At 67.0% G+C, this 23,473-nt stretch carries 45 protein-coding genes and 1 pseudogene; 12 read left to right on the top strand and 34 right to left on the bottom strand.

Translation table 11 applies throughout. The annotated features are described in order from the left end of the window. Positions 1-63 precede the first annotated feature (63 nt). Together CLV72_RS29880 and CLV72_RS29875 are read right to left on the bottom strand one after the other, a co-directional pair. Positions 64-1,350 (bottom strand): PBSX family phage terminase large subunit, encoded by a 1,287-nt coding sequence (locus CLV72_RS29880; protein ID WP_106253324.1) that lies wholly within the window; start codon positions 1,348-1,350, stop codon positions 64-66. Then, positions 1,340-1,867 carry a hypothetical protein gene (locus CLV72_RS29875; RefSeq protein ID WP_106253321.1) on the bottom strand — a complete coding sequence of 176 codons (528 nt, stop codon included), beginning with the start codon at positions 1,865-1,867 and terminating at the stop codon, positions 1,340-1,342. The genes CLV72_RS29880 and CLV72_RS29875 overlap by 11 nt, the downstream gene beginning before the upstream one ends. A gap of 106 nt (positions 1,868-1,973) precedes the next feature. On the opposite strand from CLV72_RS29875, the gene CLV72_RS29870 reads away from it, so the two are divergent. Continuing rightward, positions 1,974-2,267 carry a hypothetical protein gene (locus CLV72_RS29870; protein WP_146159627.1) on the top strand — a complete coding sequence of 98 codons (294 nt, stop codon included), beginning with the start codon at positions 1,974-1,976 and terminating at the stop codon, positions 2,265-2,267. Positions 2,268-2,450: 183 nt separating this feature from the next. On the opposite strand, the gene CLV72_RS29865 is transcribed toward CLV72_RS29870, so the two are convergent. From CLV72_RS29865 to CLV72_RS31940, 20 genes and pseudogenes are all read right to left on the bottom strand, one after another. Beyond that, complete coding sequence (locus tag CLV72_RS29865; protein ID WP_106253317.1) at positions 2,451-2,687, bottom strand: terminase gpP N-terminus-related DNA-binding protein; 237 nt, start codon at positions 2,685-2,687, stop codon at positions 2,451-2,453. After that, positions 2,688-2,990: a hypothetical protein gene (locus tag CLV72_RS29860; RefSeq protein WP_106253314.1), complete on the bottom strand. Its 303-nt coding sequence runs from the start codon at positions 2,988-2,990 to the stop codon at positions 2,688-2,690. After that, positions 2,987-3,310 carry a hypothetical protein gene (locus CLV72_RS29855; RefSeq protein WP_106253312.1) on the bottom strand — a complete coding sequence of 108 codons (324 nt, stop codon included), beginning with the start codon at positions 3,308-3,310 and terminating at the stop codon, positions 2,987-2,989. The genes CLV72_RS29860 and CLV72_RS29855 overlap by 4 nt, the downstream gene beginning before the upstream one ends. Further along, positions 3,307-3,738 (bottom strand): hypothetical protein, encoded by a 432-nt coding sequence (locus CLV72_RS29850; RefSeq protein WP_106253310.1) that lies wholly within the window; start codon positions 3,736-3,738, stop codon positions 3,307-3,309. The genes CLV72_RS29855 and CLV72_RS29850 overlap by 4 nt, the downstream gene beginning before the upstream one ends. Continuing rightward, positions 3,735-4,043 (bottom strand): hypothetical protein, encoded by a 309-nt coding sequence (locus CLV72_RS29845; RefSeq protein ID WP_106253308.1) that lies wholly within the window; start codon positions 4,041-4,043, stop codon positions 3,735-3,737. The genes CLV72_RS29850 and CLV72_RS29845 overlap by 4 nt, the downstream gene beginning before the upstream one ends. After that, positions 4,040-4,447 carry a DUF6221 family protein gene (locus CLV72_RS29840; protein WP_106253306.1) on the bottom strand — a complete coding sequence of 136 codons (408 nt, stop codon included), beginning with the start codon at positions 4,445-4,447 and terminating at the stop codon, positions 4,040-4,042. The genes CLV72_RS29845 and CLV72_RS29840 overlap by 4 nt, the downstream gene beginning before the upstream one ends. Beyond that, on the bottom strand, positions 4,444-4,779 hold the full coding sequence (locus CLV72_RS29835; RefSeq protein WP_106253303.1) for a hypothetical protein: 336 nt from the start codon (positions 4,777-4,779) through the stop codon (positions 4,444-4,446). Before CLV72_RS29835 ends, CLV72_RS29840 begins: the two co-directional genes overlap by 4 nt. 24 nt (positions 4,780-4,803) lie before the next feature. Continuing rightward, complete coding sequence (locus CLV72_RS29830) at positions 4,804-5,091, bottom strand: hypothetical protein (RefSeq protein ID WP_106253300.1); 288 nt, start codon at positions 5,089-5,091, stop codon at positions 4,804-4,806. 14 nt (positions 5,092-5,105) lie between these two features. Then, positions 5,106-5,822 (bottom strand): hypothetical protein, encoded by a 717-nt coding sequence (locus tag CLV72_RS29825; protein WP_106253298.1) that lies wholly within the window; start codon positions 5,820-5,822, stop codon positions 5,106-5,108. A 186-nt stretch (positions 5,823-6,008) separates the two neighbouring features. Continuing rightward, positions 6,009-6,191 (bottom strand): hypothetical protein, encoded by a 183-nt coding sequence (locus tag CLV72_RS29820; RefSeq protein ID WP_106253296.1) that lies wholly within the window; start codon positions 6,189-6,191, stop codon positions 6,009-6,011. Beyond that, positions 6,188-6,436: a helix-turn-helix domain-containing protein gene (locus CLV72_RS34040; RefSeq protein ID WP_106253295.1), complete on the bottom strand. Its 249-nt coding sequence runs from the start codon at positions 6,434-6,436 to the stop codon at positions 6,188-6,190. The genes CLV72_RS29820 and CLV72_RS34040 overlap by 4 nt, the downstream gene beginning before the upstream one ends. A 23-nt stretch (positions 6,437-6,459) precedes the next feature. Continuing rightward, the gene (locus CLV72_RS29810; RefSeq protein WP_106253293.1) at positions 6,460-6,879 is read right to left on the bottom strand and encodes an SLOG family protein; all 420 of its coding nucleotides are present in this window, start codon (positions 6,877-6,879) and stop codon (positions 6,460-6,462) included. 151 nt (positions 6,880-7,030) lie between these two features. Next, complete coding sequence (locus CLV72_RS29805; RefSeq protein ID WP_106253291.1) at positions 7,031-7,405, bottom strand: HIT family protein; 375 nt, start codon at positions 7,403-7,405, stop codon at positions 7,031-7,033. Beyond that, positions 7,389-7,775, bottom strand: a complete 387-nt coding sequence (locus CLV72_RS32985) for a hypothetical protein (protein ID WP_211303174.1) — start codon at positions 7,773-7,775, stop codon at positions 7,389-7,391. Before CLV72_RS32985 ends, CLV72_RS29805 begins: the two co-directional genes overlap by 17 nt. Beyond that, positions 7,768-8,337, bottom strand: coding sequence for a hypothetical protein (locus CLV72_RS29795; RefSeq protein WP_106253290.1), 570 nt, complete (start codon positions 8,335-8,337; stop codon positions 7,768-7,770). Before CLV72_RS29795 ends, CLV72_RS32985 begins: the two co-directional genes overlap by 8 nt. A 71-nt stretch (positions 8,338-8,408) precedes the next feature. Then, a complete protein-coding gene (locus CLV72_RS29790; RefSeq protein ID WP_146159626.1) occupies positions 8,409-8,810 on the bottom strand; it encodes a hypothetical protein in 402 nt (133 codons plus the stop codon). A 125-nt stretch (positions 8,811-8,935) separates the two neighbouring features. Beyond that, complete coding sequence (locus CLV72_RS32980; protein WP_245930527.1) at positions 8,936-10,006, bottom strand: peptidoglycan recognition protein family protein; 1,071 nt, start codon at positions 10,004-10,006, stop codon at positions 8,936-8,938. Further along, positions 10,003-10,188 carry a hypothetical protein gene (locus CLV72_RS29780; RefSeq protein WP_106253285.1) on the bottom strand — a complete coding sequence of 62 codons (186 nt, stop codon included), beginning with the start codon at positions 10,186-10,188 and terminating at the stop codon, positions 10,003-10,005. Before CLV72_RS29780 ends, CLV72_RS32980 begins: the two co-directional genes overlap by 4 nt. A 443-nt stretch (positions 10,189-10,631) precedes the next feature. After that, positions 10,632-10,664 (bottom strand): annotated as a pseudogene (locus tag CLV72_RS34035) (hypothetical protein). An 852-nt stretch (positions 10,665-11,516) separates the two neighbouring features. Continuing rightward, on the bottom strand, positions 11,517-11,711 hold the full coding sequence (locus CLV72_RS31940; protein ID WP_146159625.1) for a hypothetical protein: 195 nt from the start codon (positions 11,709-11,711) through the stop codon (positions 11,517-11,519). A gap of 134 nt (positions 11,712-11,845) precedes the next feature. Between CLV72_RS31940 and CLV72_RS29770 the strand changes: the two genes are divergently transcribed. The 9 genes from CLV72_RS29770 to CLV72_RS29735 all read left to right on the top strand — a co-directional run bounded on the left by CLV72_RS29770 (position 11,846) and on the right by CLV72_RS29735 (position 15,333). Then, on the top strand, positions 11,846-12,265 hold the full coding sequence (locus CLV72_RS29770) for a DUF6011 domain-containing protein (protein ID WP_106253280.1): 420 nt from the start codon (positions 11,846-11,848) through the stop codon (positions 12,263-12,265). Positions 12,266-12,335: 70 nt separating this feature from the next. Beyond that, positions 12,336-12,542 carry a hypothetical protein gene (locus tag CLV72_RS29765; protein ID WP_106253278.1) on the top strand — a complete coding sequence of 69 codons (207 nt, stop codon included), beginning with the start codon at positions 12,336-12,338 and terminating at the stop codon, positions 12,540-12,542. A 123-nt stretch (positions 12,543-12,665) separates the two neighbouring features. Then, a complete protein-coding gene (locus tag CLV72_RS29760; protein WP_106253275.1) occupies positions 12,666-12,917 on the top strand; it encodes a hypothetical protein in 252 nt (83 codons plus the stop codon). 252 nt (positions 12,918-13,169) lie between these two features. Next, a complete protein-coding gene (locus CLV72_RS32505) occupies positions 13,170-13,343 on the top strand; it encodes a hypothetical protein (RefSeq protein ID WP_170141170.1) in 174 nt (57 codons plus the stop codon). Positions 13,344-13,347: 4 nt separating this feature from the next. Then, entirely contained in the window at positions 13,348-13,800 is a 453-nt protein-coding gene (locus CLV72_RS29755; protein ID WP_106253273.1) for a hypothetical protein, read from the top strand. Between the two features lie 331 nt (positions 13,801-14,131). After that, positions 14,132-14,425, top strand: coding sequence for a hypothetical protein (locus tag CLV72_RS29750; RefSeq protein WP_146159624.1), 294 nt, complete (start codon positions 14,132-14,134; stop codon positions 14,423-14,425). Beyond that, the gene (locus CLV72_RS29745; RefSeq protein ID WP_106253268.1) at positions 14,422-14,637 is read left to right on the top strand and encodes a hypothetical protein; all 216 of its coding nucleotides are present in this window, start codon (positions 14,422-14,424) and stop codon (positions 14,635-14,637) included. The genes CLV72_RS29750 and CLV72_RS29745 overlap by 4 nt, the downstream gene beginning before the upstream one ends. Continuing rightward, entirely contained in the window at positions 14,634-14,906 is a 273-nt protein-coding gene (locus tag CLV72_RS29740) for a hypothetical protein (protein WP_146159623.1), read from the top strand. Before CLV72_RS29745 ends, CLV72_RS29740 begins: the two co-directional genes overlap by 4 nt. Positions 14,907-15,006: 100 nt before the next feature. Next, positions 15,007-15,333 (top strand): hypothetical protein, encoded by a 327-nt coding sequence (locus CLV72_RS29735; RefSeq protein ID WP_106253264.1) that lies wholly within the window; start codon positions 15,007-15,009, stop codon positions 15,331-15,333. 429 nt (positions 15,334-15,762) lie between these two features. On the opposite strand, the gene CLV72_RS29730 is transcribed toward CLV72_RS29735, so the two are convergent. Then, a complete protein-coding gene (locus CLV72_RS29730; protein WP_211303173.1) occupies positions 15,763-16,509 on the bottom strand; it encodes a PIN domain-containing protein in 747 nt (248 codons plus the stop codon). A gap of 290 nt (positions 16,510-16,799) precedes the next feature. On the opposite strand from CLV72_RS29730, the gene CLV72_RS29725 reads away from it, so the two are divergent. Together CLV72_RS29725 and CLV72_RS32975 are read left to right on the top strand one after the other, a co-directional pair. Further along, positions 16,800-17,234, top strand: coding sequence for a hypothetical protein (locus CLV72_RS29725; RefSeq protein WP_146159622.1), 435 nt, complete (start codon positions 16,800-16,802; stop codon positions 17,232-17,234). After that, positions 17,231-18,250, top strand: coding sequence for a tyrosine-type recombinase/integrase (locus tag CLV72_RS32975; RefSeq protein ID WP_211303172.1), 1,020 nt, complete (start codon positions 17,231-17,233; stop codon positions 18,248-18,250). The genes CLV72_RS29725 and CLV72_RS32975 overlap by 4 nt, the downstream gene beginning before the upstream one ends. A 197-nt stretch (positions 18,251-18,447) precedes the next feature. Here CLV72_RS32975 and CLV72_RS29715 read toward each other — a convergent pair whose 3' ends face one another. From CLV72_RS29715 to ssb, 11 genes are all read right to left on the bottom strand, one after another. After that, the gene (locus tag CLV72_RS29715; protein WP_146159621.1) at positions 18,448-19,026 is read right to left on the bottom strand and encodes a hypothetical protein; all 579 of its coding nucleotides are present in this window, start codon (positions 19,024-19,026) and stop codon (positions 18,448-18,450) included. Between the two features lie 337 nt (positions 19,027-19,363). Next, positions 19,364-19,768 carry a hypothetical protein gene (locus CLV72_RS29705; protein ID WP_211303171.1) on the bottom strand — a complete coding sequence of 135 codons (405 nt, stop codon included), beginning with the start codon at positions 19,766-19,768 and terminating at the stop codon, positions 19,364-19,366. A gap of 146 nt (positions 19,769-19,914) precedes the next feature. Further along, entirely contained in the window at positions 19,915-20,208 is a 294-nt protein-coding gene (locus CLV72_RS29700; protein WP_106253255.1) for a hypothetical protein, read from the bottom strand. A gap of 1 nt (position 20,209) precedes the next feature. Continuing rightward, the gene (locus CLV72_RS29695) at positions 20,210-20,503 is read right to left on the bottom strand and encodes a hypothetical protein (RefSeq protein WP_106253253.1); all 294 of its coding nucleotides are present in this window, start codon (positions 20,501-20,503) and stop codon (positions 20,210-20,212) included. Continuing rightward, the gene (locus CLV72_RS29690; RefSeq protein WP_106253250.1) at positions 20,496-20,681 is read right to left on the bottom strand and encodes a hypothetical protein; all 186 of its coding nucleotides are present in this window, start codon (positions 20,679-20,681) and stop codon (positions 20,496-20,498) included. The genes CLV72_RS29695 and CLV72_RS29690 overlap by 8 nt, the downstream gene beginning before the upstream one ends. Then, positions 20,674-21,000 (bottom strand): hypothetical protein, encoded by a 327-nt coding sequence (locus CLV72_RS29685; protein WP_106253247.1) that lies wholly within the window; start codon positions 20,998-21,000, stop codon positions 20,674-20,676. The genes CLV72_RS29690 and CLV72_RS29685 overlap by 8 nt, the downstream gene beginning before the upstream one ends. Continuing rightward, positions 20,997-21,362: a DUF4326 domain-containing protein gene (locus CLV72_RS29680; protein ID WP_106253477.1), complete on the bottom strand. Its 366-nt coding sequence runs from the start codon at positions 21,360-21,362 to the stop codon at positions 20,997-20,999. The genes CLV72_RS29685 and CLV72_RS29680 overlap by 4 nt, the downstream gene beginning before the upstream one ends. Positions 21,363-21,632: 270 nt before the next feature. Further along, positions 21,633-22,331 carry a DUF433 domain-containing protein gene (locus CLV72_RS29675; protein WP_106253245.1) on the bottom strand — a complete coding sequence of 233 codons (699 nt, stop codon included), beginning with the start codon at positions 22,329-22,331 and terminating at the stop codon, positions 21,633-21,635. Continuing rightward, the gene (locus CLV72_RS29670; protein ID WP_106253242.1) at positions 22,318-22,713 is read right to left on the bottom strand and encodes a hypothetical protein; all 396 of its coding nucleotides are present in this window, start codon (positions 22,711-22,713) and stop codon (positions 22,318-22,320) included. The genes CLV72_RS29675 and CLV72_RS29670 overlap by 14 nt, the downstream gene beginning before the upstream one ends. Then, positions 22,706-23,047: a hypothetical protein gene (locus CLV72_RS29665; protein ID WP_106253240.1), complete on the bottom strand. Its 342-nt coding sequence runs from the start codon at positions 23,045-23,047 to the stop codon at positions 22,706-22,708. The genes CLV72_RS29670 and CLV72_RS29665 overlap by 8 nt, the downstream gene beginning before the upstream one ends. A 60-nt stretch (positions 23,048-23,107) precedes the next feature. Next, a partial coding sequence (gene ssb / locus CLV72_RS29660) for a single-stranded DNA-binding protein (RefSeq protein WP_106253238.1) occupies positions 23,108-23,473 on the bottom strand: 366 nt, incomplete at its 5' end.

Below are 23,473 nucleotides of genomic sequence, written 5' to 3'. Positions count from 1 at the left end.
ACTCGCGGGCGGTGGCCACGCGGGATTCCCGGTCGGCAGGGGCACCAGTCCACCCCCATCCGGTCAGGCAGCGGCGAGCTTCGGGTCACGGAGTTGACGAAGCCAAAGACTCCGAGTGGTGTAGATCGCGTACCGGGCCGCATCCAGCGAATGGTCATCAACCTTCACCGGGGCATCCTCACCCCGCTCGGCCTTCGCGGTATCCCACGAGTAGCCAGCCACCTCATCGATCAGCCCTGCACACGACCGGTGCACCTTCAACTGGCCGGACGCGAGCAGCGACGCGAACACCCGAAGCCCAGGGATCACCTCGTTGTCGCCCAACCGCGCCGAGATCCCATCCCGGTGCAACTGCACCCGGAACGAGGCGGCGGACGGGTCAACAACCCACCACTCCGGTACTGGCCCAACCACCCCCGGCGCCCCCGGGATCGGAACCGTTTGGAGCCACGCCCGGACCCGCTGCGAGTACTCCATATCGGTGAGCTGACGGCTCTCGGCCTTGGAGTCCCACCGCCACTCCGATGCCAGGTACAGGCACCCATCCGACCCCAACCCGAGCAGCAACGCCGCGAACGGGTTCGTGGTGCCATAGTCGACACCCAACGCCAACCACCGCGTCATCCCCGGCAAGTCATCGACCACATGGCGCTGTTCGTCCCACATGTCGAAGACCGCGCCGGCCGCCAAGGACCATTCGCCAAGGATGAACCGCCTGTACCAGAGTCCTGTGTACTGGGCATTCAGCAGTTCCACATAGGTCGGGTCGAGGCTCGGGTTGTCGTCGATGGTGAAATGGAAGTGTCGTAGCCCGACCTCACCCGCGCGGAGGATGAATTCCTTGCGGAGCCAGTGCGACCGGCTGTCCGGGTTCGTGGTCGCCAGCAGTTTCGCGCCCGGCACCCGGAGCCGGCTGAGCAGCATCATCCAGAAGCTCTGCGGGACGAGGGTCGCCTCGTCGCAGTAGGCGAGCGCGATGGTCGCGCCCCGGATGCGGGACTCCGCACGGGCGTCGCTGGCGCCCACCAGGTGCACAGTCCGGCCAAGGATTACCGCCGTGGTGGACCCGGTGGTGTGGTGCACCTGCAACGCCACGACACCGAACAGTTCCACGCTCTGGAGCGGGTCAAGAATGTTCCGCTCGATCGTTTGGAGCGTCCGGCCGACGATGACGATCAGGCCCCGGTCTGGGGCCTGGGTAATCGCGATCAGGAATGCCAGCAGCGAAGCGATGGTCTTCCCGGAGCTGACCGCCCCGCACCACAATGCGATCTGCGGAGTCGACAGCGAATCCACGATCGACCGGATCTGCGCCGGGGACATGATCCGAGTGACACGGTCAAGATCCATCTTCGGTCGCAGTGTCGTCGCGCAGCCGATCCGCCGCACCCTCCAAAGCCGTGCGGAGGGTCCCGAGCATCGAAGCTGCGGCGTCCGCGTTCGGGTCCTTACCAGACGACTCGATCTTCAGGTGCTTGTCGATGGCGACCGCCGCCGACGTCATCAGGTTCCGCAGATCCGTCGTTGGCGGCCGGCTCAGGATGCGCTCGTTGTAGTCGTTGTCCTTGCCGCCGAAGTTGAAGACCAGGTGCGGCTCGTGCATCTGATCAAGCATCTCGTTGGCGCGGTCCAGGAACTTCCGCGACACCTCAGCCCGCACCGCAGCAGCGTCGGCGACGCGCGCACGCGTGGCCTTTTCGACGCCTGATCGGTCAAAGGCGGTGGTCAAACCGGCCTTGTTGGCGATGTTGGTGACGGTGCCGACGCTGACTTTGTGTTTGCGGGCTATGGCGTTGCGGGAGAGTTCGCCGGCTTGGATGTCTGCGAGGATCGCGGCGCGTTTCTGGGCGGGGAGTGGTGCGGGCACAACCGGCTCACCTCCTGGGTGTCGTCCGGTCCGGTGGGTTGCGCGTCTCATGTGCGTTGGGTTCGCGGCGGGGGCGCGGCGCGGGTTCGCTGTGTGGGAGGGCGTTGTGACGCTGGCTGGTCGTGTTGTGATCGTGGTGGGGGTTGCGCTCATCATCGGCGGGTTGGTGATGGGGTTGGTGCCGAGTGAGCCGAGTGAGGGGTGCGGGTCGGCGTTCGCGCCGAGCACGTCGCTGTTGAGCGCGTGTTCGGGGCCTGGGGCTGGTGTGTTGCAGCACGCGGTGGCGGCTATCGCCGTCGGGGTGATGCTGGTTGTGGGCGCGTTCTACAGCCTGGATGAGGGGCGCGGCCGGGGTTGGATGTCGAGCGGGAAGCAGCCGCCGACGTCCAAGGGAGAGTAGGGGTGTGGCCGCCCGGGTGTGAGCGTTCCCGGGCGGCCTTCTCCCCCGCCTCACCGCCACAGTGAGGGTCTGGGTGCCCGCCCCTGGAGGCACGCGTGGAGGTGGGGCGGGCACGAAAAATGCCCGGGGCCGTTGGGCTCTCCGGGCATGGCTTCGCTGCTGTTCAAGATCTTGCAGCCGATATTAGCATGTCGTGGCGTTTGTCATGTCATTCCGACGTGTGATGTTGCGGCGGGTCCGTGCTTCGTTGTCGCGGCGCTGCTTCTCGGCCTCGTACACCTCGCTCATCCGATACTTCTTCGGCCAGGTGCCGGGGATAGCGGTGATGTGGCCCCGGTGAACCCATGAGTCGACGGTGGATCGTTTGATGTCGAGTTCGGTGGCGATTTCGGCGGCGGTCAGCGCCCAGTCGTCGGCCATCTACAGCCCTACGCCGAGGATCGCGCGGAACGGTATCCAGCGGCTGCTGACCCCGTGTCGGCGGTAGGTGTAGGTCGTTGGACCGACTGGTTGGTCTGTCTGCTGCCGAACGTATTGGTGGATACCCCACCCCTGGATGCCACAGTCTGGGTTCTCGTTGTAGTCGGCGCGGAATTTGGTCATGTGGCTTGCGGGCCATTCCAGGGCGTATAGGACGTCGGGTAGTTGGTTGGTGGTGTGGGTGGCCTGGTCGAGTGGGCCGCCGTTGAGGACGATGCGATACTGCTCGGCCAATTCGGTCATGTGTGCCTCGCGATGGCTTCTTCGGCGATCTCATCCAGGGTGCGGCCGGTGAACCCGAGCCGCGCGGCGACACCTTCGAAGCGGATCCGCGCTTCGCCGGGGTTGAGCTGCCAGTCGCGGCGGAGGGCGAGCCAGAGCTTCCAGCCAGCGAGGTAGTCGTCCACGGTCGGGTAGGCGTAGCGGTGGGGCATGGCTTCGCGGTTGGCGAGTTCGTGGATGGTGTAGGGGCGGCGGCTGTCGGTGTGGGCGGGGTCGTAGCCCCATGGTGTGGTGCAGGTGGGTCCGTGGAGGCGGCATCCGGGCCGGGGTGGGAGTCTCACCGTTGCTCCGTGGATTTGTCAGTGGATTCTGCGTTCGGTTTGTCGCTGCCGGTGGAGACTTGAGCTTTTCGTGCGTCGGTGTCCGTTTGGGTGGACGATTGCGTTGCCTTGGTTTTCCAGTACGCCGCGAGGAGTGCGGTGTAGGCCGCCACTCCGGCGAATGGCACCAGTTCGGGGCCGTATCCGCCTCTGATCGCCCCCATGGCGAGGATGGCGAAGCCTGCGAGTGGCGGTATGACGGTGGTCAGGTTGAGCACGGTCAGGAGTCCGGGGAGGCGGAGGGCGATGGCGAGGGTGATGCCAGCGACTACGGCCCAGAGCAGGCTGGTGTGCACCCATTCGGGGAGGCGGGACATGACCGTCCCCAGGATGGCTGCGGCTGCGATGAGTACGGACCAGGTGAGCATGGTGCGGGCGTGCACGGTCATGACGGGCTCCGTTGGGCATCGCCTCGGTACTTGGTGAGGGCTTCGCGGAAGGCGTCTTCGTTGATGTCGTCGCTGTGCCACCACTCCAGGGCCCGCCACACCTCGGACAGTCGCCGGATGCGGACCTCTGCCCGGTTCTGCCATTGGCGGAGCATGACGAGTAGTTCTTCGGTTTCTCGGGCGGCGTCGTCTGCGTAGCCAAGGGCGGCGAGGTCGTCGGCCATTTCGCGGAGGGCGGTCTGCTTCTGGGTGAGTTCTTCGAGGTCGGAGGTCCAGCACAGGTAGTTGTGGCTGCCGCCGCTCATGGCGTCCAGTCCTTCTGGTAGTCGGGGTGGTCGCGGTAGACGGCGGCGAGAAGGTGAATGACCGGTTTGAGGGCGTTGACAGCGCCTTGGTTCTGGCCGCTGACCCACTCGTCGTTCACGATGTCTCGGTCATCTCGAATGGCCGCTTCGTACTCGGCGAGAATCTGCCGCTTGACCTTGACCTCGGCGAGCACACGGTCGGGGTGGTGACGGACGACGTGGGCGGCCACCTCCGGCAGCTCGTCGGACAGAATCACGTAGAAGCCCCTGGTCAGCACATCGGCGCCGTCCGAGGTGGGCCGCAGTGACCACCGGCCGTGCTGGTACATGGAGCCGCCAGCGGCGGTGAGGGCCGTGTCTTCGTCCTCGGCCAGCCGCGCATACAGGAAGTCGGTGATGGTCATGTGCACAGCTCCGGGAGGATGTCGGCGTACTGGGCGAGCCCTTCAACGGTCGGGATCGGCGGCAGCGAATTCACCGGCAGGCTCCGGGTGACACGTTGGGAGCCTGTAGAGCTTGCGGCGGGAAACCACGTTCCGTTGTCGCCAGTGGCGTAGGACTCAACCAGAGCGGTGAGGGCTCCAGTCTCGTCCTGGGTGATGAGGACACGGACTATGGATGGTTCGGTGATGCCGACGCTGCGCGCCCACTTCAGGCACGCGTCGACTTCTTCCTTGACGAGGGCCCGCCAGTTGTCGCTTTCAGCGTCTCCAGCCCACACGGGTGTCTCGCTCATCGGTCCTCTCCTGTTCAGGTGGTGCTAGTGCTGCGGGCTTTCTGTGCGGTGGACCGCCAGCGCCTCCCTGAACCGCCTTGCGTTGAGTCCTTCGAGGACGTTGCCGCACGGTTCGAGTTCGTACCTCGTGAGGTCAGGGGCCGGGGTGACCTTGTCGTTCGGGCCAAGGGGGATCTGGTCGAGGGTGCCGACGTGGGTTCCCTGGGTTCCCTGGAGCGAAACGACGAAGTAGCCGGGGCGCTCCGTGCTGGCGTCAACTGGGGCGTTGCAGATGGGGCAGGTCGGCGGGTTCGTGTGCGGGCGACGGTCCATGCGGGTGCTCCTGTTCAGGCGGCGGTGTTGGTGGCGTTGAGTGTGTCGGCGAGCGCATCCCACTCGGCGCGGGACCAGGTGTGGCGCCGGGGCCGATCTTCGTCTTGGCAGCGGCAGGTTGTGCGGGTGCAGCGGCATCCGGTGTTCACGCACATCACGAGTTCGCGGTCCACAAAGACCTTCAAGCTCTTCGCGCCGCAGTAGGGGCAGCGGCCGTCGAGTCGCTTCACCTGCTCGCCCTCCCCGAGGGCGATGGCTGCGAGTCGGTTAAGGCGCCTCGTCTCGTCCGCGACGTAGTGAGCGAGATCCGGGTCGGACGCGACCTTGCTCAGCAGGTGGAGCAGGCGTGGGATCTCCCCCGACATGCCCCCGGTGCGCTCATCGCCGTGTCCCTCGGGCCGTCCGGGAGTCCAGTGGCCGAGCCCAAACCGGTCGTGGACCGTCTGCACCATCTGGCTGAGGCTGCGGGCGATCTCCCGGATCGTGTCCAGCACCGTCAGGTCCACCGGGGCCGGGGACGCGCCGAGGGCGCTGACGCCGCGGGCGGCGTTCGCGGCCCGCTCCCACCGCTCGTCTAGGTGCGCCTCACCCTGCCGTGCGAGTTGGGTGGGTGTGAGGTCGCTGCGGCGGCGCTGCACGGTGCCGGCGGTGGTGGAGGCGCGGAGCTGTGGGATGCGCTCCCTCAACTGCTGGAGGTGCTGGTATGCGGCGTCGGCCGCTGCGTCACTCACTGTGTCCTCCCCCGGTGGTCTGAGCCTCCGTGACCTGCCAGCTTCGTCCACAGTTTCCGCAGACGAACCGCACCGGGTCGGGGCTGTACGCAGGGGTGATGGGGGTGAAGTCGTGGCCGTTGGCGTTGCATTCGCGGCGCGCGAGTTCCTGGCGGGCTTCGCGGAGGGTGTACTTGGGTTGCGGGATCACTGTGTCCTCCCCCGTGCGTGGACGTCTTCGCTGGTGTCCCGATAGTCGATGTCGTACTGGCCGCCGGACCCGCCGCTGAACCCGAACTCGGCGTGCTCCCGTGCCGCCGAGTCGTCCTGGTGGGTGGTGAGGTCCAGGGCCATGACCTCGGTGCCGAGGATGCGAACTGTGATGATCACAGGTCTTCGCTTCCCAGTTCTCGGAGTGTCCGGATGGCATCGACGTACCGGTCCAGGGCAGCCCCACGAGGCGTTCGAATCCCTGACTCCCAGTTGCTGACGGCCTGGCGGGTAACGCCGATGGCATCAGCAAGTTCCTGCTGTGACAGTCCGGCCGCTTGGCGGATCGCCCGGCGCTGCGCCGGGTCGGGGAGGTCACGTCGGACCCCCAAACGAGCGCGGATCCGGTCCGCAACTGATGACATCCCAATCGCCTTTTTCGTCGCTGTCACGTCGCCTCCCACGCCTTGGTCTTGATCCCGGCTTCGCGGGCGAGCCTCATGCAGTTCCGGGTTCCGCGCGACGGCTTGCCGTTCAGCTCGTTGAGGAACACGAGGCAGATGTCGGCGCCCGCGCGCACCATCTCCGCGTTGCGGCGCGGCCCAGCATGGGAGCCGTAGACACCCCACAGGGCGGTGTGCACCTCCACCCGCCACCCCCAGCGGCGCGCGTATCGGGTGGCGATGGCGTCGGCCCCGGTCGGGCAGTCCCCCACCACCAACACCGGGCGTTGGGCGCCTTTCGCGGCGCAGCGGAGCGCTTCCACGAGTCGGTCGTGCTGCCGCTGGTCGGGTACGGGGCCGTTCGGGCTGGGGCGGGTGCCCCAGGTGCGGGACCCGGTCACGAGGATGCGCAGCGTACCGGTCACATCCGCCACATCCCCACGTGTGCGGCTAGCCGCTGGAGGGTGTCGTGGAGCCAGCACACCGCCCGGTTGCGGCAGCGGAGGCGCATGTCGAGGTGGCAGACGACGCCGAGGGGCCACCGTAGGCACCGCAGATCATCCCTGGTCGCCACGGTCAGTCCTGGGTGAGGTAGCGAGCAGCGTGCTGCGGCGTCCACGGCAGCAGCAACCCATCGCCCGCCGTTCGCGGAACAACATGAATGTGCAGATGGAACACCGTCTGGGTGGCTGGTTCACCAACGCTAGTGATCAGGTTGCAGTGGTCGAACGCCTCGTGCGCGAACCCAGCGGCCCGATGCATGGTCGCTGCCGTGACGGCGGGGTCGGTGACGGCGTCGGGCACGTGGACGCGCGGGATGACGAGGGTGTGGCCGGGGGTGACGGGGTTGAGGGGTGTGAACGCGATGGCGTCGAGCCAGCGGGCCACGATCTTGGCGGGGGCGTCGCCAGCCTCGATTGCGCAGAACACGCAGTCAGCGCGGGCGAACATGGTCGGTCTCCTGGCATCCGCAGGTGGGCGTGTGCAGGTCACCGTGTGCGCCGTCCGCGCCGAGCGGCCGGTGTCGATCGCACTCGGCGATCAGCCGACCGAGGCGCTCCACGTGCTCCCGCCGCCGGTCAGGGTCCAGTGGGCTGTTGCCAATCCGGGTCTGAGCGACGCACAGGGTCTCCCGGATCATCTTCGGTGAGTCGGATACAACCAGGGCGACGCCGCTCGGCGGTGTCCATCCGAGCCGGACGAGGAAGGCTCGGGTGGCGTCGGTGAGACGCACCTCCATGCCGCGGACCGTCGCGTCGCTCAGGTCGACTGTGAGGACGGCCGAGTCATGGATGTGGTCGATCGGAATCCGTTCAGCCATGGGCCACCGCCGGGGCATGGCTGTGGGACTCGAAGCTCACCACGAGGTCCGAGCCGTCGAGGGTGAGCGTGATCGCGTCGTCTGCCGGGGCGGCCCCCACCTGGGCCTGGGATTCCTGGTACACCCGGCGGGCTTCGGCCGTCACCGTGGCCAGGGTCCACAGGGTGGTGCCGCGTGCGGCGAAGTCGGGGATGGTCCAGCGCTGCTGGCGCACGGTCGTGCTCTGCGGAGCAGGCGCCTGCGCCTTGGGGCGATCACCTTCGGTGGCGGCCTGAGCACTGAGCAGGTGGCGAGCGCTCTGATGGTCCACGCCGCGTCGCTGGTGGGAGAGGTCTTCGGCGTGCTTGAGCTTGGCCTCCAGGTCCCGGATTCGGGACTTCAGGTACTCGGTCGCTGTGCTCTTCTGCTGCTCTCCCTCATCGCGTTGTGCCCGCTTCATGCGGTCCAACCGCGCCTCGGCCTGGATGAGGCGCGCCGCGAGTTCGACGGGCGTGCTTGCTTCGAGCAGCGCGCGGATGTGACGCGCCTGCTCCCGCTCGGAATCGGTGGGCGACTTGCACATGTCTCATGCCTCCTGTGCGGCGGTGCGGTTCCGGGGGTGGGTGGTGTGGTGCGGGCACACCACCCAAGGGGTCAGCCGTGCGTCGACGACGGCGTGGACGTGGTCAGATGCGCGGTCGGCCGACGCTCACCGTCAGGGCCGTACTTCGCCGTCACCTGCGGCGGCAAGAACAGCGCCAACACCGCGTTCAGGAACACCAGCGTGTTCGCGACCTGCTCCGCCGACAGATCCACACCGAACGCGATCGCCACCGCGAACAGCGCCTTGAACGCCGCCGAAAGCAGCACAAGGAACCGGTCCCGGGCCACACCGACCGACGCGACAGCGGTGAGGATCGCGGACACAGCGGCGAGGATCGCCTCATTCTGGTTGCCGGAGATGTCGAGGCCGTAGACGGTGACGACGGCGAGCAGCGCGCCGACGAACTCGACCCAGAACACGGGGTAGCGACCGAAGATCGGCTTGACGTTCATGGGGTTCTCCTCGTCGTAGAGATGATCAGAGTGGTGACGACCACGGGCCCGGATCATGACCAGCACCTGCATAAACGGGTCGGCCGGGAACAGTGAGGGCAGGTTGGTTCGGGTTCCATCGCGGCCTACCTCAGGGCGAGCAGCAACGCGTAGGCGGTGCCGAGCCCGTACACACCGCCATGGGTCGTGCCGGAGGCCCGGTTCAGGGCGAGGACCGCCGCGCGGGTCTCCTCCCCGAAGTCGCCGTCGGCGCCGTAGCGAGGCAGGTCGTACCCGGCGCGCATCAGCAGCCGCTGGAGGTTCCGCACCCGCTCGCCGGTATCGCCCTTGACGAGACTGGGCACCGGAACGTCCTCGTCGACGTGCCACGCGACCATCGGTCCACCGAGGACTGCCCGGAGCCCCTGGTGGGTGCCGCGGTTCCACACCCCGCCATGCTTGGTCTTGAGCTTGCGGTTGGCGTAGGTGACGGCCCGTTCGGTGGCTGTGCCGAAGTGTCCGTCGACCTCGATGCGGCAGTCAGCGGACTCGGCGCCGTAGGCGCGGACGATGGCGTCCTGGGCGGCGGCGACGTTCGCCGCCACCGCGCCACGCTTCAGGACCGGGCTGCCGTAGGGCACGACCGCGGCGTTCGCGGGGCCGCCGACGAGGGTGCCGGAGGCGTGCTGCCGGCCGAGGGGACGCGGGCGCGCGGGAGTGGAGCCGCCGGCCGACCCGTTGATGAGGTCGCCGCTGGTCACCATGCCGCGGAGGATCGCTCCGGGGCACGAGGTGGGGATGAACCGGCCGTGGTAGGAGACCGCTCCAGCCACGCCGCGGCCCATCAGGTAGGCACGCAGCTGCCGGAACGCGGTGATCTGGCCATCGGTGGGGCGCTCGTTGGGGCCGCACATGAACGTGACGCTGTACCAGGTGGTGTTGCCGCCGGGCTGTGCGGCCTGCGCCCGGTTCAGCCCCCGCCCTTCGAGCACGTAGTTGTGCGGGCAGACTCCCCACGAATACCCGATGTCAGACCAGTCGCGGGTGTTGACGTGAAACTTCCGAGTGTTGATCCAGTACGCGCGGCACGCGCTGTGGCTGCGCCCCGCGAGCCCCTGGTTCGAGCCGTCGTAGTGGACTACGAGTCCGTTGCGGGGGTTGGCGTAGCCGCCGCCGGACGGCCCCCAACCGAAGGAAGAGCGGCGTTCGAGCCTCATCGCCGGTCCACCCCCTCGACGTAGTCGTCGTCGGGGTCGAGTTCGCCCTCGGTGACCTCGCGCCACCGCTCTGCGTCGATGGGGTCGGGGTCGAACTCGTCGACGTCGTCCGGGTTGGGTTCGTCTGGGAGTTCGTCGGCGCCGGCCAGGAGGTCGGGCCGCTGTTCTGGTGGTTGGGTCACGGGTTCCCCCTGCGTTCGCCCTGGTGGGGCGGGTGTGAACGTGTGTTCGATCGCAGGGTATGTCGCGGAATCGCGGAAACCGGGAGTTACGGACAGTGGATTCAAAAAAATCCCCACCTCGCACTATGCGAGGTGGGGCATATTCATTCTGTTACGACTCGGCAGTGATCAACTCTTCCGGCCGGGCCACCGGTACCCACAATCAGGGTTGGTGCAGTTAGCGAACCCGGGGACGTAGGAGCGGCCGACCCTGAACGCATCGACAGACACCCATTCGACGCGAGGGCTCGACGTCGAACACTCAGGGCAGGTGAGCGATTCTTCATAGGCACGCTGCTGAGCCGTCGTCTTGATCTGTTCGTTGTCAGACATGCTGCTTCTCTCCTTGGTTGAATGGACACGCCCTGGCCAACAGGACCCTGGTACGTGTTGATCAGGATCGGTCACGTCGCTCGCTCTCGGCCCATCCGACGTATTCGACGCCGGAGACGAGCCCGGTCTGCGCCGAGAACACCCCGGACGGCGCCCAGCCTCGTTCTACGAACTGGCGGGCGGTTTCGGCAGGCACCCAGTCCCGGCCGCGCTCCGGATTCGACATCCACTCGGCGAGCGCATCAGCCGAAGCGGCGACGGGGCTGACCGGGGACCCTTCGGACACGGTCTCCCAGAGCTGCCAGCCTGCCCCCTTTGGCGGCTCGGTAGGTTCCCACGCCTCAGCGTCGGCGCGCTGCCCGGGGTAGGACTGGATCGTCGCGTGCCCCTTACATGTGGCGCAGGTGGCGTCGACGCCCTCACGCTCGCAACGGGCGCTGATCACGACACCCGAGTTGATGGCGTCGTGACCGAAGCCGCGCAGGGACCATTCGTTGACCTGCTCGGCGGTCGGTACCACCGGAGGGTCGGTCTTCTTCCAGCCCTCACCTGGGCGGCAGGTTCGGGTGAGGTCCCACAGTCGGTCGGCGGCGACCAGCGCGTCGACGTCGTCCTGGTTCAGGTGGTAGCACCACATGCCATTCCATAGGTTCGCCAGCCGTTGGGCCTCACGGGCGATGGCGTCCTCGCCAGCGCCGTAGTAGGCCGGTGCGTGGGCGACGTTGCGTTCGGCGACCGCTCGTACTGCTGGGGTGTCGGATCGCAGGGATGTGGACCCGTTGCTCTCCGGGGTGAACGGGAGGTGGCCCCACCAGAGGTTGAACAGGTGCTCGGCGTGCGGAGAGTACCCGGACTCGCAGTCAGGGCAGGGCTCCTCGCGCAGACGCTCGGGCAGAAGGAAGCCTTCCCATACCTTGCCGAGCGGCCAGTCGAAGTCGAGCGGCACGCGCCGCACTTCACGCCCCATCGCTGGACTCCTGCCCTGTCCGCTGCTCGTTCTTACGCTTCCATGCTCGGACCTTCCGGCGCATGTGTGCGCGGAGGTCGTCTGACCGGATGACGCCGTCGTCGTCGCAGGCGCGGCCGTAGTCCTCCCACAGGTCGTCGTCCACACGGATCACTCGGTTGGGTGTCTTGGGCTTGTTGGGCACACGCTTCATGGTACGCGGTGCATATGCATTTTCTTGGCTCGCAGGGTTGCGGTGCATATGCACCATGCTACAGTGGTGCATATGCACCAGCAAGTTGTACCGGCTGGTGAACCGAACCCGCGAGAGGACCCCCGATGACAACCACCCCGGCAAGCACCCCCCGGTGCCTTCGCTGTGGCCGGCCGCTGACCAGCGCCGCCAGCATCGCCCGGGGCTACGGCAAGGGGTGCGCTTCGCTGATCCGCCGGGCCGCTGTGGTGGCCGATCTGGACGGCTTCAAGTCCAGCCAGGTCGACAGTGCTCGTGAGGCGGTCGCAGATGGCGCGGTGCTGCTTCTGCGGGGCCGTGTCCACCAGGTCGTGTCCTCGGACGGGGCGCACGTCCACCTCGCGACTGTGGAGCACTGCTCGTGCCCGGCGGGTCTGCGCGGTGTTCGTTGTTGGCACATCGCGGCGGTGCGGATCGTCGCCTCCGCTGGGGCGCGTCCAGTCCTGACTCTGGTCCGCCCCCCGATCGCCGTTCCGAGCGTCACCGCTCAAACCATCGCCGCATGAACCTGGCCGACAGCATCACCTACATCTGACACACAACGGAACCCCACCAGCACGGACCAGGAGCCACGAAATGCAGAACCTCACCCGCGAACAGAAGGCCGCCTTGGCGCAAGCGCTGCTTGCCAAGGCAGGCGACCTGATCGAATTCTGGGCCGAAACGATCGAGGAGGAAAAAGTGTTGCGCGACGTTGATTCCGACGCGGCCGCGCAGCAGCTGTCCGTCTGGCTCCGCAGGCTTCCGGGTCGCGCTTGGGACATGCGCCTTCCGCTTGACTGAGCCCACAGCGGAACCCCGCCGAGGGCTATTCGGCGGGGTTCCTGTCCCCACCCTATCTAGGACAGGAACCCACCAGCATGATCAGCCAGCCGCTCGCGGCCTAGCCAGAGGAGACACCGAGATATGGACAAGGACTTGCGGAAGCGGATCGCTGAGGCGCTGCCCCCGACGCGTGACCGGTCGGGCGATCTGCCCGAGGGTGCGTTGCGGGACGCCGACAGGGTCATGGAGGTGCTGGGCGACTTCGAGCAGCGCGTTCGTGAGCAGGTGGCCCAGGAGATCGAGGCTCATGTGAAGCGGAGCCGGGTGGAGAACTTCGCGATCCGGGAGACGATGCTGGCCGGTGCGCGGATTGCGCGCGGTGAGCAGCCCTAGGTCCTGATGTTGCGCCTGTGCCGGTCTCGTACCGGCCCAGGACGGAACACCAGAACCCCGCATCCCGAACAGGAGAACCGCTGATGATCAAGGTCACCGAAGACATGGCAGCGCACGAGATCGGCAACAACAAGGTGGCGCAGGCGCTTCTCCGCACTGAGCGCACCGTCCGCGGGTCGGCCTGATGCTGCGTTCCGGCCCGGTGCGAGACCGGACCGGAACGGAACACCATACCGACGCAAGGAGACGAACATGATCGACATCAAGCCCGGCCAGCAGGTCATCTGGACGCCGCACAACAACCGCCAGGGCATCTACTTCGACGCGCGAGTGATCGAGGTGCTGGATGACGGTCAGTACGCCGAGATCCACGCCTACAACGGCTTCCGGGACGTGGTGGCGGTCGCCGAGTTGCGGGAGGCGTGAAACCGTGGGAACCACGATCCACTGGATCGGGTGGGGCGATCTTGACGACCTGCTCGTTCTCTTAGACCGGCGCCTACCGTCCTCCGCGCCGTCGTGGATGGAGCAGGTCGCCCCTACGGATCTGACCATCGAGCCGCGGTTCGTGCACTACGGGACCCTGCGGTTCGTCGCAGACCAGCAGGTCCGGTACCACGGCAATTTCTGCGGGCTCTCCCATGTATGGGGGTTCGCCACCGACAACGCCACGCTGATCGCCCGCATGGATACCGCGCTGCGCGCCCAGCTGGCGTCGTCGGAGTACGCGGCGGTGTATGAGGCGTGGTGCGCCGCCGAGGCGCCCGCGCCGTGGCCGCTCGCCCCGCCTTCGGTCATCGACTGGTCAGTGCCAGGAGAGGCGACTCCAGGGAAGGTCCACGAGGTGCACCATGCCCAGTTGCCGTTGTTCGACGTGGCCTGATGCTGCGTCTCGTCTCGGGGCTCCCCGGGGCGGGGCGGAACACCAGGCACCGATCAAGGAGTAGAGATGGCGACGTACCACGTCTACCTGACTGTCCCGACCAATATCAGTGTCGAGGTGGAGGCCGACGACTATGTGGAGGTGACCTTGTGAGCAGCCAGGAACGGGAACTTCTGCTGGCAGCGGCCACGGAGCTGGAGGATCGGGTGCCCCCTCTTGCAGCTGGTCCGCGAACAGAACACGAGCGGCTCATGCTGGAGCGCGCAGCCGAACTCCGACGACGGGCTGACGCCTACGTGCCCGGGACCTCGCCGGAGGTTGTGGAGGAATGATGTTCCGACTCGTCGACATCGACATCCGCTGGTCCGGCCGCGACTCCAACACCCCAGACGGGTGCATCATCGCCACCGGACTGGACCCGCACGGCAATCTTCGCACCTTCCTGTACCGGGGCGACGAACCGTCCGACGGTGGCTTCCTCGGTTCGATCCTGTATCCCGAGCCGGGAGCGGGCACCCCTCTCGCCTACGGCCCCCGGGGCGGCTGGGTTCCTTGCGGCGGCGGCGAAGCTGCCATGTTGGTGCGCCTCGCCGAGAAGGCAGATCGGGAGGGGCAGGACCGATGACCATTGAGCCCGGCCAGACCTACAAGTCCAGCCACCCGGGCGGCGGACCCCAGATCCGCGTGCTCGCCGTGTACCCGGGATCGGCCCGTGGGCCGTCCGCCGAGGTGGAGAACGTCAACGGAGCGAAGCGCACCCGCATGGTCGCGCTCTCCCAGCTGCACACGGATGGGAAGCCTCGCCGCAGCGGCTACAGCCTCATCCAGGACACATGAACAGGAGACCCGCCATGTCCCGCAAGCCGACCGCCGCCGCCGTCAGCCGATACCTGCGGGAGAACGGGTTCAGGCGCCCCCAGAACGACCGCGACCTCCTCTACCACTTCCGCGTTGAGCAGGGCGGCGACGTGGTGGTGGTGCGCGTAGGCCCTCGCGTCCCCGAGTTCAAGCGGGAACGGCTGGAGGCGGTGCTCCGGGAGCGATACGAGGTTCGCCCTTGGCGGACCGCTCTGCTCGGCTTCGAGGTGCTTTCCCGAAAGGGCTGAGGTTGCGTCTCGGGCCGGGTCCCGCACAACTTCAAGGTCCGTGCCATACCCGCACGGCGCCTACTCACAGGCACGCACCAGGACCGAATAGGAGAAGTTGATGACAATCACCGGTATACAACAGCAGCGTCTCATGGACCTTCTCAATGGATTCGAGGGCTCCCTTACAGAAGTCGCGACGCGCCGCGATGAACGACCTGATCTCGAAACTCGCCACGGCCGCACCGAGCCAGGGTGGGTGTGGTTCGAAGCGGAGACCATGCTGCGACTGCTCAACAACGAGCGCACCGAGCGCGGGCTACCGCTGGCGAGTGTCCGGGATGTAATGCGGCTGGAGTCGATGGCTGCGGGCCATGTTGACTACACCAAGAAGTACGCCCTGTACTGCGCCGAGTTGGCGATGGGAATCACCCCGATCCGCCCTTGACGCCCACACGTCCTCGCTGAGGTTGCGTCTCGGGCCGGTCCCCCGCAGCCGGCCCGGGGCGGAGAACCCAGCCCCAACAGTCAACCGTCTTGGCCGTCTCGGTTAAGTTCAGCGCGCGCTTCCTCGCGATGCCGAATGATTACCGCCGTGATCTCCTCAATCGACGGACCACCCGGCCTCCATGCCTCACGGGCCGCTTCTTCAGGTGGCAGCGAGTCGCGTCGGATACGACCTGCTCGCAAGGTCGCCGCTAAAGCGGCGACGACCTCCTCGCGAGTGCGACGCACAGGCGGGCCTACTTCAGGGCTCATGGCGAGCACCGTAACGCCACTGTGCTCAGTGTCGGTTGACTTTGCGAAATCGAGGATGGCCATATGGGATCACTCGCAGACAGAAGGACACCCCGATCGGGTGCCCTTCGTCATGTGCCTACGGCTCGACGAACGGCAGACCGACTGCGGCCAACTTGGTCTGCAAATTGATGTCGCTCGTCGCCACATACACAGTCGACCCCGGGTGGCCAGACTGCAAGAGCAGGCTCGACGCCACGAACCGGTCATCTGGCACCGTGAGGTCCAGCCACGTCGGCAGCAGATCACTCTTCGGCTCGATGTGCTCGAACAGCGCATACACGTCGCCAGCGACCCTCACCCCGGCCCGAATGTCTCCGTTGGTTCGTAGACCCTTCAGATAGCGGTCAGCCTTCCGGGCCGCATCGCGAAGATCCTGGTTCCTGCCACCACGCTTGAGGTCGTCGATCTCACGCAGCACCACAGGCAGGAAGTGAACCATGTACTTCTTGCCGATCTCGCCCGTGTAGACGCCCACGTCCGGCTTGTCGATCAGGGTGTTGGTGTCGACGAGGAGCCGAACGCTGTACTCGTCGTCGGGGAGAAGGCCCACCAGACTACGGAGATCCTCCATGTCCTTCCGAATCTCTGAGGCCGCTGCGACGATGGTCGGAGGGATGCTCATGTCCCCGCCTTCCCGGAAGAGCCATCTGTTCAGGCGGTCCAGTCGTTCGTCAAGGCGCTTGCTCACCGCCGGCGTCGCAAGCGGGAACAGCAGTCGGAACCGGGTTTCCCAGTCTCGGACTCGGGCGAGAAGCCTCATCCGGTCGGCTTCTAGCTTGTCGTCGCTTGGCGCCCAACCCCACTCCGGGAAGCCGATGACCAAGGCGAAGTCTTGACCGCGGTTGGGATCGATGTTGAGAATTTTGAGCTTCGATGATGTCCTGGTATGTCGCCTCAATCGTGGTTAGTTCGGCGAGCAGTGCCTCGGCGTAGGAGGTCGTTGCGGGCTTCGGCATGGGCGTCCTCTCCGTCTCTCCGTTTGTGGATCTCGCAGGCTACGCCGCACCGGTCTTCAAGGCGAGGCGGTTTTGTCTATTGACCGTCTATGGTCACCCACCAAGCCTGGAGTCGGATAAGCTGACTTATGTCACTCCAGAATCGGGGGGTTCGATCATGACCGAAGACGAACTGTCGGCCCGACGCCGCATCCACCGGAGCGCGAATCCCCGGCCGAAGCGCGCCCCCGCCATACGACCGGCCCCCGAACCCGTATCGGTCACCCGCTCGGCCCCCGCCTGGGTGACGAAGTTCGTCATCCCCCGAGACGCCTGCGAAGCGTGCGCCCGCCACTGGCACCACCGATGCCACGGCGTCGACATCCTCCGCGACCCCATCCCCGACTGCCCGTGCGACTGCGGCGACCGCCGCGACCCGATGCGTCTGGGCCCCGAAGCGTGGGCAGACCTTGCCTTGCACGCACCCGACCAGGTGTGGGTGGCCGGCCGGTTCGAAGCCCTCCGTGCGGGCGGCATCCACGGGTGCGTGATGGACGACCAGGAACGGCTCGACGCGGCGTGGCAGCGGCGTGGCTGGTGGGAGGACCAGTGAACGACGAAGCCGCCCTCGAACCCAGCCCGACCGAACCCCCCGCGCTCCCCGAGCACACCGAAGTCGACTTCGTCGTCTCCGAGTCCACCCGCGCCCGCCTCTTCGACGGCGTCCGCGACAACACCCGCAAGGCGTACAGCCGCCAGTGGGAAGCCTTCGGGAAGTGGTGCGCCGAGCAGGGACGCGTCGACCTACCCGCCACCGCGCAGACCCTCGCCGAGTACACCAGCCACCTGTGCGACCTCAACCGCTCCCCTGCCACCATCGAACAGGCCATCGCCACCATCCGCAGCGCCCACACCACCGCCGGACTCAAAGGCCACCCCGACAGCGCACCCGCATTGAGGGTCCTGCGCGGCTACCGCCGGACCCGCGCCGAGAACGGCCAACGCAACCAGAAGCAGTCCGCGCCCGTCACCATCGACGCCCTCCGCGCCATGGTCGGCGCCTGCGACCAGACCACCACCATCGGCGTCCGCGACCGGCTCCTACTCGTCCTCGGCCTCGCCCTCATGGGGCGCCGCTCGGAGCTGGTCGCGCTCACCTTCGATGACGTGACGCTCGCCGCGGAAGGGCTCGATGTCCACATCCGCACGTCGAAGACGGACAAGGACTCCAAGGGCGAGACCGCCGCCATCCCCCGCGGCAGCCACCCGCTCACTGACCCCGTGCAGGCGTGGCGGGACTGGATCAACCTGCTCGCCGCGGCCGGCATCACGTCGGGGCGGTTGCTGCGGAGTGTGGACCGGCATGGGCGGATCGGTGACGGTCTTGGTGGTGAGGCGGTGAATCGGACCGTGCGGCGCCTCGCTGTCGCGGCGGGTGTGCCGTCGGCCGACCGGTACACCGCGCACAGCCTGCGGGCGGGTGGCGCCACGGTGGCCTACGCGGCGGGTGTCCCGGTGTCGGTGATCGCGCGACACGGTAGGTGGGACCCGAAGTCTCCTGTGGTGTTGGGGTACATCCGGGCGGTGGACCGGTGGCGGGAGAATGCCATGCGCAACGTCGGTCTGTAGATCTGGGCCAGTGATTCACTGGCCCAGGTCTTCTACCTGGGCAGACGTTGCTACATGCAGCCTTACTCGAAGTGTGGCCCCGAAGGCTACCCTGGAGGTCGGCTTGGGGCGCGCAAGCGGTCAGTCCGAGGTGCACCAACGGCTGGCGAACCCCACAGGGGACCCTGGGCTGTCGAACGCATCGCCTAGTTGCCGCGTTACCGCTTTGGCGGCTTCGACGCCTGCTGGAATTCGACCAAGCGCGCACCAAGCCGCGGCTCGATGCCCAGCGCTTCACACACTCGGAAATACGCGCGCCACCACCCTGGGCGCCACCACCCCAACTCCAGCAAGTCGAACAGGGGTCCCACCGCCCCCCGCACTTCGGCGACCTTTGCGTCTGAGGCATCGGAAAGCGCTGTGCCTTGCACTGTCCCGATCACTCTCGCCGCGATGAGCAGCGTGAGCGCGTTGACGCCGCCGATGCGGGGCAGCATGCGTTCGAGTTCTCGGCTGTCAGCCAGGATCGATTCGCGTTTGGCTTTGACCTCGTTTACGAGCGTGGTCCGGTTCGGCTCTGGCATGTCCTCGGGGACAGGGTCCTCCAACCTGCCGAGGTCGAAGTAGATGCGGCGGCCTACGGCGGCGGCTTCCCGCCGGGCGCGGTGCGCCTCCAAGATGCGCTCCTTGCGTGCCTCCAACCAGGGCTTCGCGAAGTACTCCACTAGAAGTGTGGTGCAGACCGCGACAGCGGCGGGAATCAAGACGGTGGTGATCAGGCTGTCGATGGCGGCCATCAGAACGGGCCCCATCGTTCAAGAACCTTCAGGTACGCCTCTTTCGCCTCCTGGAGGCGTTGGCGCTCGTGCTCACTCACCCATGCACGAAGGTTCCGGAGCTGCGTGAGAAGGGTGTCATGGCGCCCGGTGGTGACGGTGTACGTGTGCGGGTGCTGCCTGAGGTGGACGGTCAGGCGCCCGTTGAGGGTTTCGAGGTTGAGGTCCCAGCCCTCGTCTAGGAGTTCTGAGATGCGCGCGCCGATTTCTTCGGCATGCGGGTCACACACAGGGCCTCCCGGGGGAAGACGGGGTCCTCCCCCGGTTCTACAGGCTCCCTGTGACAGCGGTCAGCGGGTCAGGTGGATTCGACGCGGAAACGCCGGCGCACACTTCCATCGGCCGCGACCAGTGTGGTGTCTCCGACCAGCAGCCACGCCTTTCGGTAGGCCGCCCCGCCGTGGTTGTCGCCCAGGCACCGGCAGGTGCATTCATCGCCGGTCGCTTCCTGGCAGCGGGTGTCGCAGTGGCGGGTGGCTCGGACATCGACGATGACGTCGACAGACCCGAACTTGTGGGCGAGGGCTTCGACGAGGGTGCGGAGGTGTGGGCGGGCGATCTCCCACCGACGCGCTGGCCTGTTCCATGCGGGTCGGCTGTGGGCTCCGAGGACGGACTTGAGCCAGTCCCGGTTCCTTGGGTGATAGGGCATGTCGAGGTGGATGCGGCCGGTGATGGGACGGTGCACGTGGACGTGGGACATGTGGAGCCTCCTAGGTGATGATGTGGCGGCAAAGTGGTCTTGCGTCCGTGGCGTCAATTTGTTCGCCTGACATGCGAAGGAGCAGCGACCGGTGTGGCCGCCGCTCCTCAATGCCGTTGTGCGTCCCGAAGGGTTGGGTTGTTCGTTCAGTCGTCCTTCCCGGTCGGCACCTGGATCGCTCCGAGCTTGTCCAACTCCCGAACCACCGACGACACCACCGCGTCATAGAACGTGCCGAGGACGCAGGTGGTAGCGCAGCCGCAGGTCTTGCAGCAGCCCGGATGTGCACGGGGATGCCCCAGGATTTCCAGCCACTTCTCGTAGTCGTAGGGTGTGAACCAGTCAGCGGCGATCTCGCTGTCGTCCCCCCAGAGGGTCATGCCGTCGGGGAGCTGGTCGATGAGGTCGTCCCGCTGTTCTTCGGTGAGCCGCTGGCCCATGTCAGTCGTCCTTCCCGGTGATGTACTGCATGGCGATCCGGAAAGCGCTCAGCCTGCAGTACGCCCGCCAATAGGCATTGCCCGCGATCCCGGGGTCGCCTTGTGCGTCGGGGTCGTCCTGAATGCGCCGCATCCGCCCGTCGTAGTCGAGGTCATCGATCTCGCTCTGGATGCCGCGCCAGATGTCGGCGACCCGCTTTTCTGCGGTCTGGGCGCGGTCCCGCCAGTGGTCGCGGTCGGCCAGCAGATCGGCGTAGGTGAGCGCGGTGTACGGCTCCGTGTCCTGGTCAGCCATTGGATCGCTCCGCATACCCCTCGACCACACTTCGTAGACCGTCCTGGAACCGCTGCTCGAACTCGTCAGGATTATCGATGAGGTTCAGGGTGAAAGTGCCGATGAGGTTCATCCGGTTCGGCTCGACATCGGCTTCGGCGTAGACACTGATCGTGGTTGTGGTGCGGGGGTTAGGCATCGTCGGTCTCCTTGGTCTTCTCCACCCATTCGGGGTTGAGTTTCGGTGCCGGTCGCCTCGGCGACACGACCTGAATCGGCTCGGCGGAGACCCGGCGCCCTGTCGGATGCCGTCGCCGATGGATCCGCCACGCCAGCCACGCCACCTCGGGCAGGACCGCGAACGCCGCCAGCACGCGCAGGTGCGTCCACCGGCCGTCACGCGGCCCCAGGGCAAGCAGTAAGCGCACCCACTCCCGGGCGCGGTGCACGGGCCGGTGGCGGCCGGCGAGGTAGCCGACCACCACCGCGCCCAGCAACGCCGCGCTGATGGCGATCAAGACGCACCCCCGGCGGCGATCAGCAAGGTAACGCGCCGGATAAGAGAATCACCATGGCAAGGCTCCCCGATACCGCAGGGGCAGCAGAGGTCCTTGCCTCGCAACTCATGGAGATGGGCGCGCATCCATCGCCGATCGAAGACCCGCGCGCCGACTGTGTAGGTGTCCGGGTAGGTGGGGTCGCCGTCGATCCATGCCTCGAAGTTGCTGACGCAGGCACGCTGCGGGTCGGTGTGGCCGGCCTTGATGGCGTCGGCGACGGTGAAGGGGTTGCCCCACTTCGAGGTGCGGTCCACGATCACCGCGCCTGCTGGCAGCCGCCACCCCTTGACGCGCTTGCGCTGCACACGCTGCGGAGTCATCGTCACCACCCGGCAACCTGGTTGTGGCGATCACGCAGATCTGACAAGTCGTGGATCGGACCGGTACTGCCGAGCTGACGAGCCATATCCAACAGGGACCTCTCCCACGGAAGCGGATCAATGTAGGTCGGGACGTCGTTAACGAGCACAACAGTCCATGCCGAAACCTGAAACCCGGTCCCTGGGCAGCCCCGTGGGCGTGGGCCATGACGTCCGATCTCACTGTTCTTGAGCTTGATGACCTTGAAACAGTCCGGACAACGAGCCTGGTCACACATCTGAGCCTCCCTCGGCGCCTCGGGTGCGCTGCTTGCGCACCCACTCGGTGGGGTCCTCACCATCGGTCCACCACGACGCAATCCCAGCGATCTCCGCGATCGGGATCGGCTCACGGTCCGGATCGGGCATCACCACCCGAGCGGTGAAGGTCTCCTCGAACCAAACGGCGGCGCGAGCACCCGCCGGGGTCACCGACGGGTAGAACTCCGCGACACCCTCCTCCCCCACATCCGGGACGAGCCCCGACACGGTCCCGGTCGGGACTCGGGTACCGCCCACACACGGCTGGCCGGCGAGCCGGTCCGGGGACACCCACACCGACGACGACAGTTCCAGGCTCTTCGCGGCAATGTGCTCGTCACGGGCCCGCACCTGGGCCTCCAGTTCACGGATACGAGCCCACAGGGCGGCGACCGAGCCCACGGCACGCCCACGGAGAGCCCTGTGCTCCTCCGTGAAATCCCCCAGGACCCCCATCACAACGTCGGCGACCTCCAGGCAGGTAGGCGCGGCGATGCTCCGGCCGCCGTCGGGGTCGTCGTAGACCTTCATCACGTCCTGCTGGACGCGGTACTCGATGTCGGCCTCGACCGCGATCGACCGGCCCGGCCGTTGGGGGTCGGGGACGTAGCGGTGGGTGCTGGTGTAGTGCTCGGCCAGCGCCGCCGCGATCCGGTCACGTAGGTCCATGGTCAGGCTCCCGTCGAATCTCGGTGAAGAACGCCGCCGTCTCGGCGGGTGTGAGCGGGTCCTTCGTTTGCAGGTCCGCAACGTCCTGCGGCGCCCTGATGCCCTGTGCTGCGGCGAGTTCTGAGACGGTGACCCGCCCAGCGAGCATGTCCCGGATCGCTGCGTGACGGTGCCCCATCGGGGTCTCCACCTCGGTGTGCTCACCGCACAGCAGCGGCGACCAGATCAGCACCCGGGCCAGCCGGGGCCAGCGGGCGAACCGGGTACCGCAGCGGCAGCAGGTGTACACCCGCAGCGACCGGAACCTGGGTCGGCCGACGACCGCGCATGCCCAGCAGCGGGGGCAGCGGTGGGGCTTGTCGAGGTCCCAGCGCTCAACCACGGAATACCTCCTGGTCCGCTTCTGCTTCTTCGAGCGCCAGCGCAGCGGCCGGGGTGTAACCGTTGATGGTGACCCGGGGCGCGTACTTCCGGGCGAGGGCAAGCGCAGTGTCCAGATCATGGCGGTACACGCGCTTCCAGTGGTCAGTGCGCGCCGACGGCTGCCGCTCGCGACTCCACCGACCCGACTTCGAAAGGCACTCGCCGCGCCAGCACACCGCCCACTGGCCGGGGCTTCGCAACTCGACAGTGAGGTCCCACGAATCACGGCCTTCGAAGTCCTCGGGTAGGCAGGACACGGTGTAGCGGGTGGGCTCCACCCTCACCTCAAGCATCAGCTCTCCTAAGGTTGAGGTGGTCCGCCCCGCTTACCCCGGGGCGGACCACCAGATGGATCAGAACGGGGGCTGGTCGCTCGCCCACGCGTCATCGCCGGAGGGGCTGCGCTGAGCCTGCTGGTAGCCGCCCTGCTGGCCACCGGACCGCTGCGCCTTCGTCACCTTCGCGGTCGCGCTGCGCAGCGAGGGGCCGACTTCGTCGACCTCGATCTCGTAGACCGTGCGCTTCTCGCCCTGCTGGGTCTCGTAGGACCGCTGCCGCAGCCGGCCCTGGATGAGCACCCGCATCCCCTTGGTGAGGGATTCGGCGACGTTCTCCGCCATCTGCCGCCAGACGTTGCAGGTGAGGAAGAGGGCTTCGCCGTCCTTCCACTCACCGCTCTGCCGGTCCAGGAACCGCGGGGTCGAGGCCACGCGGAACTT

It is taken from the genome of Allonocardiopsis opalescens (assembly GCF_003002095.1).
Classification (GTDB): domain Bacteria; phylum Actinomycetota; class Actinomycetes; order Streptosporangiales; family Streptosporangiaceae; genus Allonocardiopsis; species Allonocardiopsis opalescens.
This window is presented reverse-complemented; position numbering and strand designations above follow the sequence as displayed.

Coding starts and splice junctions, on each gene's coding strand:
- CLV72_RS32980 (WP_245930527.1), bottom strand. CDS start 10,006: ATGAGGCTCGAACGCCGCTCTTCCTTCGGTTGGGGGCCGTCCGGCGGC.
- CLV72_RS29745 (WP_106253268.1), top strand. CDS start 14,422: ATGACCATTGAGCCCGGCCAGACCTACAAGTCCAGCCACCCGGGCGGC.
- CLV72_RS29675 (WP_106253245.1), bottom strand. CDS start 22,331: ATGGACCTACGTGACCGGATCGCGGCGGCGCTGGCCGAGCACTACACC.
- CLV72_RS29665 (WP_106253240.1), bottom strand. CDS start 23,047: ATGCTTGAGGTGAGGGTGGAGCCCACCCGCTACACCGTGTCCTGCCTA.
- CLV72_RS32985 (WP_211303174.1), bottom strand. CDS start 7,775: ATGGCTGAACGGATTCCGATCGACCACATCCATGACTCGGCCGTCCTC.
- CLV72_RS29880 (WP_106253324.1), bottom strand. CDS start 1,350: ATGGATCTTGACCGTGTCACTCGGATCATGTCCCCGGCGCAGATCCGG.
- CLV72_RS29790 (WP_146159626.1), bottom strand. CDS start 8,810: ATGAACGTCAAGCCGATCTTCGGTCGCTACCCCGTGTTCTGGGTCGAG.
- CLV72_RS29850 (WP_106253310.1), bottom strand. CDS start 3,738: ATGACCGTGCACGCCCGCACCATGCTCACCTGGTCCGTACTCATCGCA.
- CLV72_RS29840 (WP_106253306.1), bottom strand. CDS start 4,447: ATGACCATCACCGACTTCCTGTATGCGCGGCTGGCCGAGGACGAAGAC.
- CLV72_RS29830 (WP_106253300.1), bottom strand. CDS start 5,091: ATGGACCGTCGCCCGCACACGAACCCGCCGACCTGCCCCATCTGCAAC.
- CLV72_RS29865 (WP_106253317.1), bottom strand. CDS start 2,687: ATGGCCGACGACTGGGCGCTGACCGCCGCCGAAATCGCCACCGAACTC.
- CLV72_RS29795 (WP_106253290.1), bottom strand. CDS start 8,337: ATGTGCAAGTCGCCCACCGATTCCGAGCGGGAGCAGGCGCGTCACATC.
- CLV72_RS29695 (WP_106253253.1), bottom strand. CDS start 20,503: ATGGCTGACCAGGACACGGAGCCGTACACCGCGCTCACCTACGCCGAT.
- CLV72_RS29750 (WP_146159624.1), top strand. CDS start 14,132: ATGTTCCGACTCGTCGACATCGACATCCGCTGGTCCGGCCGCGACTCC.
- CLV72_RS29770 (WP_106253280.1), top strand. CDS start 11,846: ATGACAACCACCCCGGCAAGCACCCCCCGGTGCCTTCGCTGTGGCCGG.
- CLV72_RS29845 (WP_106253308.1), bottom strand. CDS start 4,043: ATGAGCGGCGGCAGCCACAACTACCTGTGCTGGACCTCCGACCTCGAA.
- CLV72_RS29765 (WP_106253278.1), top strand. CDS start 12,336: ATGCAGAACCTCACCCGCGAACAGAAGGCCGCCTTGGCGCAAGCGCTG.
- CLV72_RS29740 (WP_146159623.1), top strand. CDS start 14,634: ATGAACAGGAGACCCGCCATGTCCCGCAAGCCGACCGCCGCCGCCGTC.
- CLV72_RS29700 (WP_106253255.1), bottom strand. CDS start 20,208: ATGGGCCAGCGGCTCACCGAAGAACAGCGGGACGACCTCATCGACCAG.
- CLV72_RS29725 (WP_146159622.1), top strand. CDS start 16,800: ATGACCGAAGACGAACTGTCGGCCCGACGCCGCATCCACCGGAGCGCG.
- CLV72_RS29690 (WP_106253250.1), bottom strand. CDS start 20,681: ATGCCTAACCCCCGCACCACAACCACGATCAGTGTCTACGCCGAAGCC.
- CLV72_RS29860 (WP_106253314.1), bottom strand. CDS start 2,990: ATGACCGAATTGGCCGAGCAGTATCGCATCGTCCTCAACGGCGGCCCA.
- CLV72_RS29680 (WP_106253477.1), bottom strand. CDS start 21,362: ATGACTCCGCAGCGTGTGCAGCGCAAGCGCGTCAAGGGGTGGCGGCTG.
- CLV72_RS34040 (WP_106253295.1), bottom strand. CDS start 6,436: ATGTCATCAGTTGCGGACCGGATCCGCGCTCGTTTGGGGGTCCGACGT.
- CLV72_RS32505 (WP_170141170.1), top strand. CDS start 13,170: ATGATCGACATCAAGCCCGGCCAGCAGGTCATCTGGACGCCGCACAAC.
- CLV72_RS29760 (WP_106253275.1), top strand. CDS start 12,666: ATGGACAAGGACTTGCGGAAGCGGATCGCTGAGGCGCTGCCCCCGACG.
- CLV72_RS29805 (WP_106253291.1), bottom strand. CDS start 7,405: ATGTTCGCCCGCGCTGACTGCGTGTTCTGCGCAATCGAGGCTGGCGAC.
- CLV72_RS29835 (WP_106253303.1), bottom strand. CDS start 4,779: ATGAGCGAGACACCCGTGTGGGCTGGAGACGCTGAAAGCGACAACTGG.
- CLV72_RS29705 (WP_211303171.1), bottom strand. CDS start 19,768: ATGTCCCACGTCCACGTGCACCGTCCCATCACCGGCCGCATCCACCTC.
- CLV72_RS29735 (WP_106253264.1), top strand. CDS start 15,007: ATGACAATCACCGGTATACAACAGCAGCGTCTCATGGACCTTCTCAAT.
- CLV72_RS29715 (WP_146159621.1), bottom strand. CDS start 19,026: ATGGCCGCCATCGACAGCCTGATCACCACCGTCTTGATTCCCGCCGCT.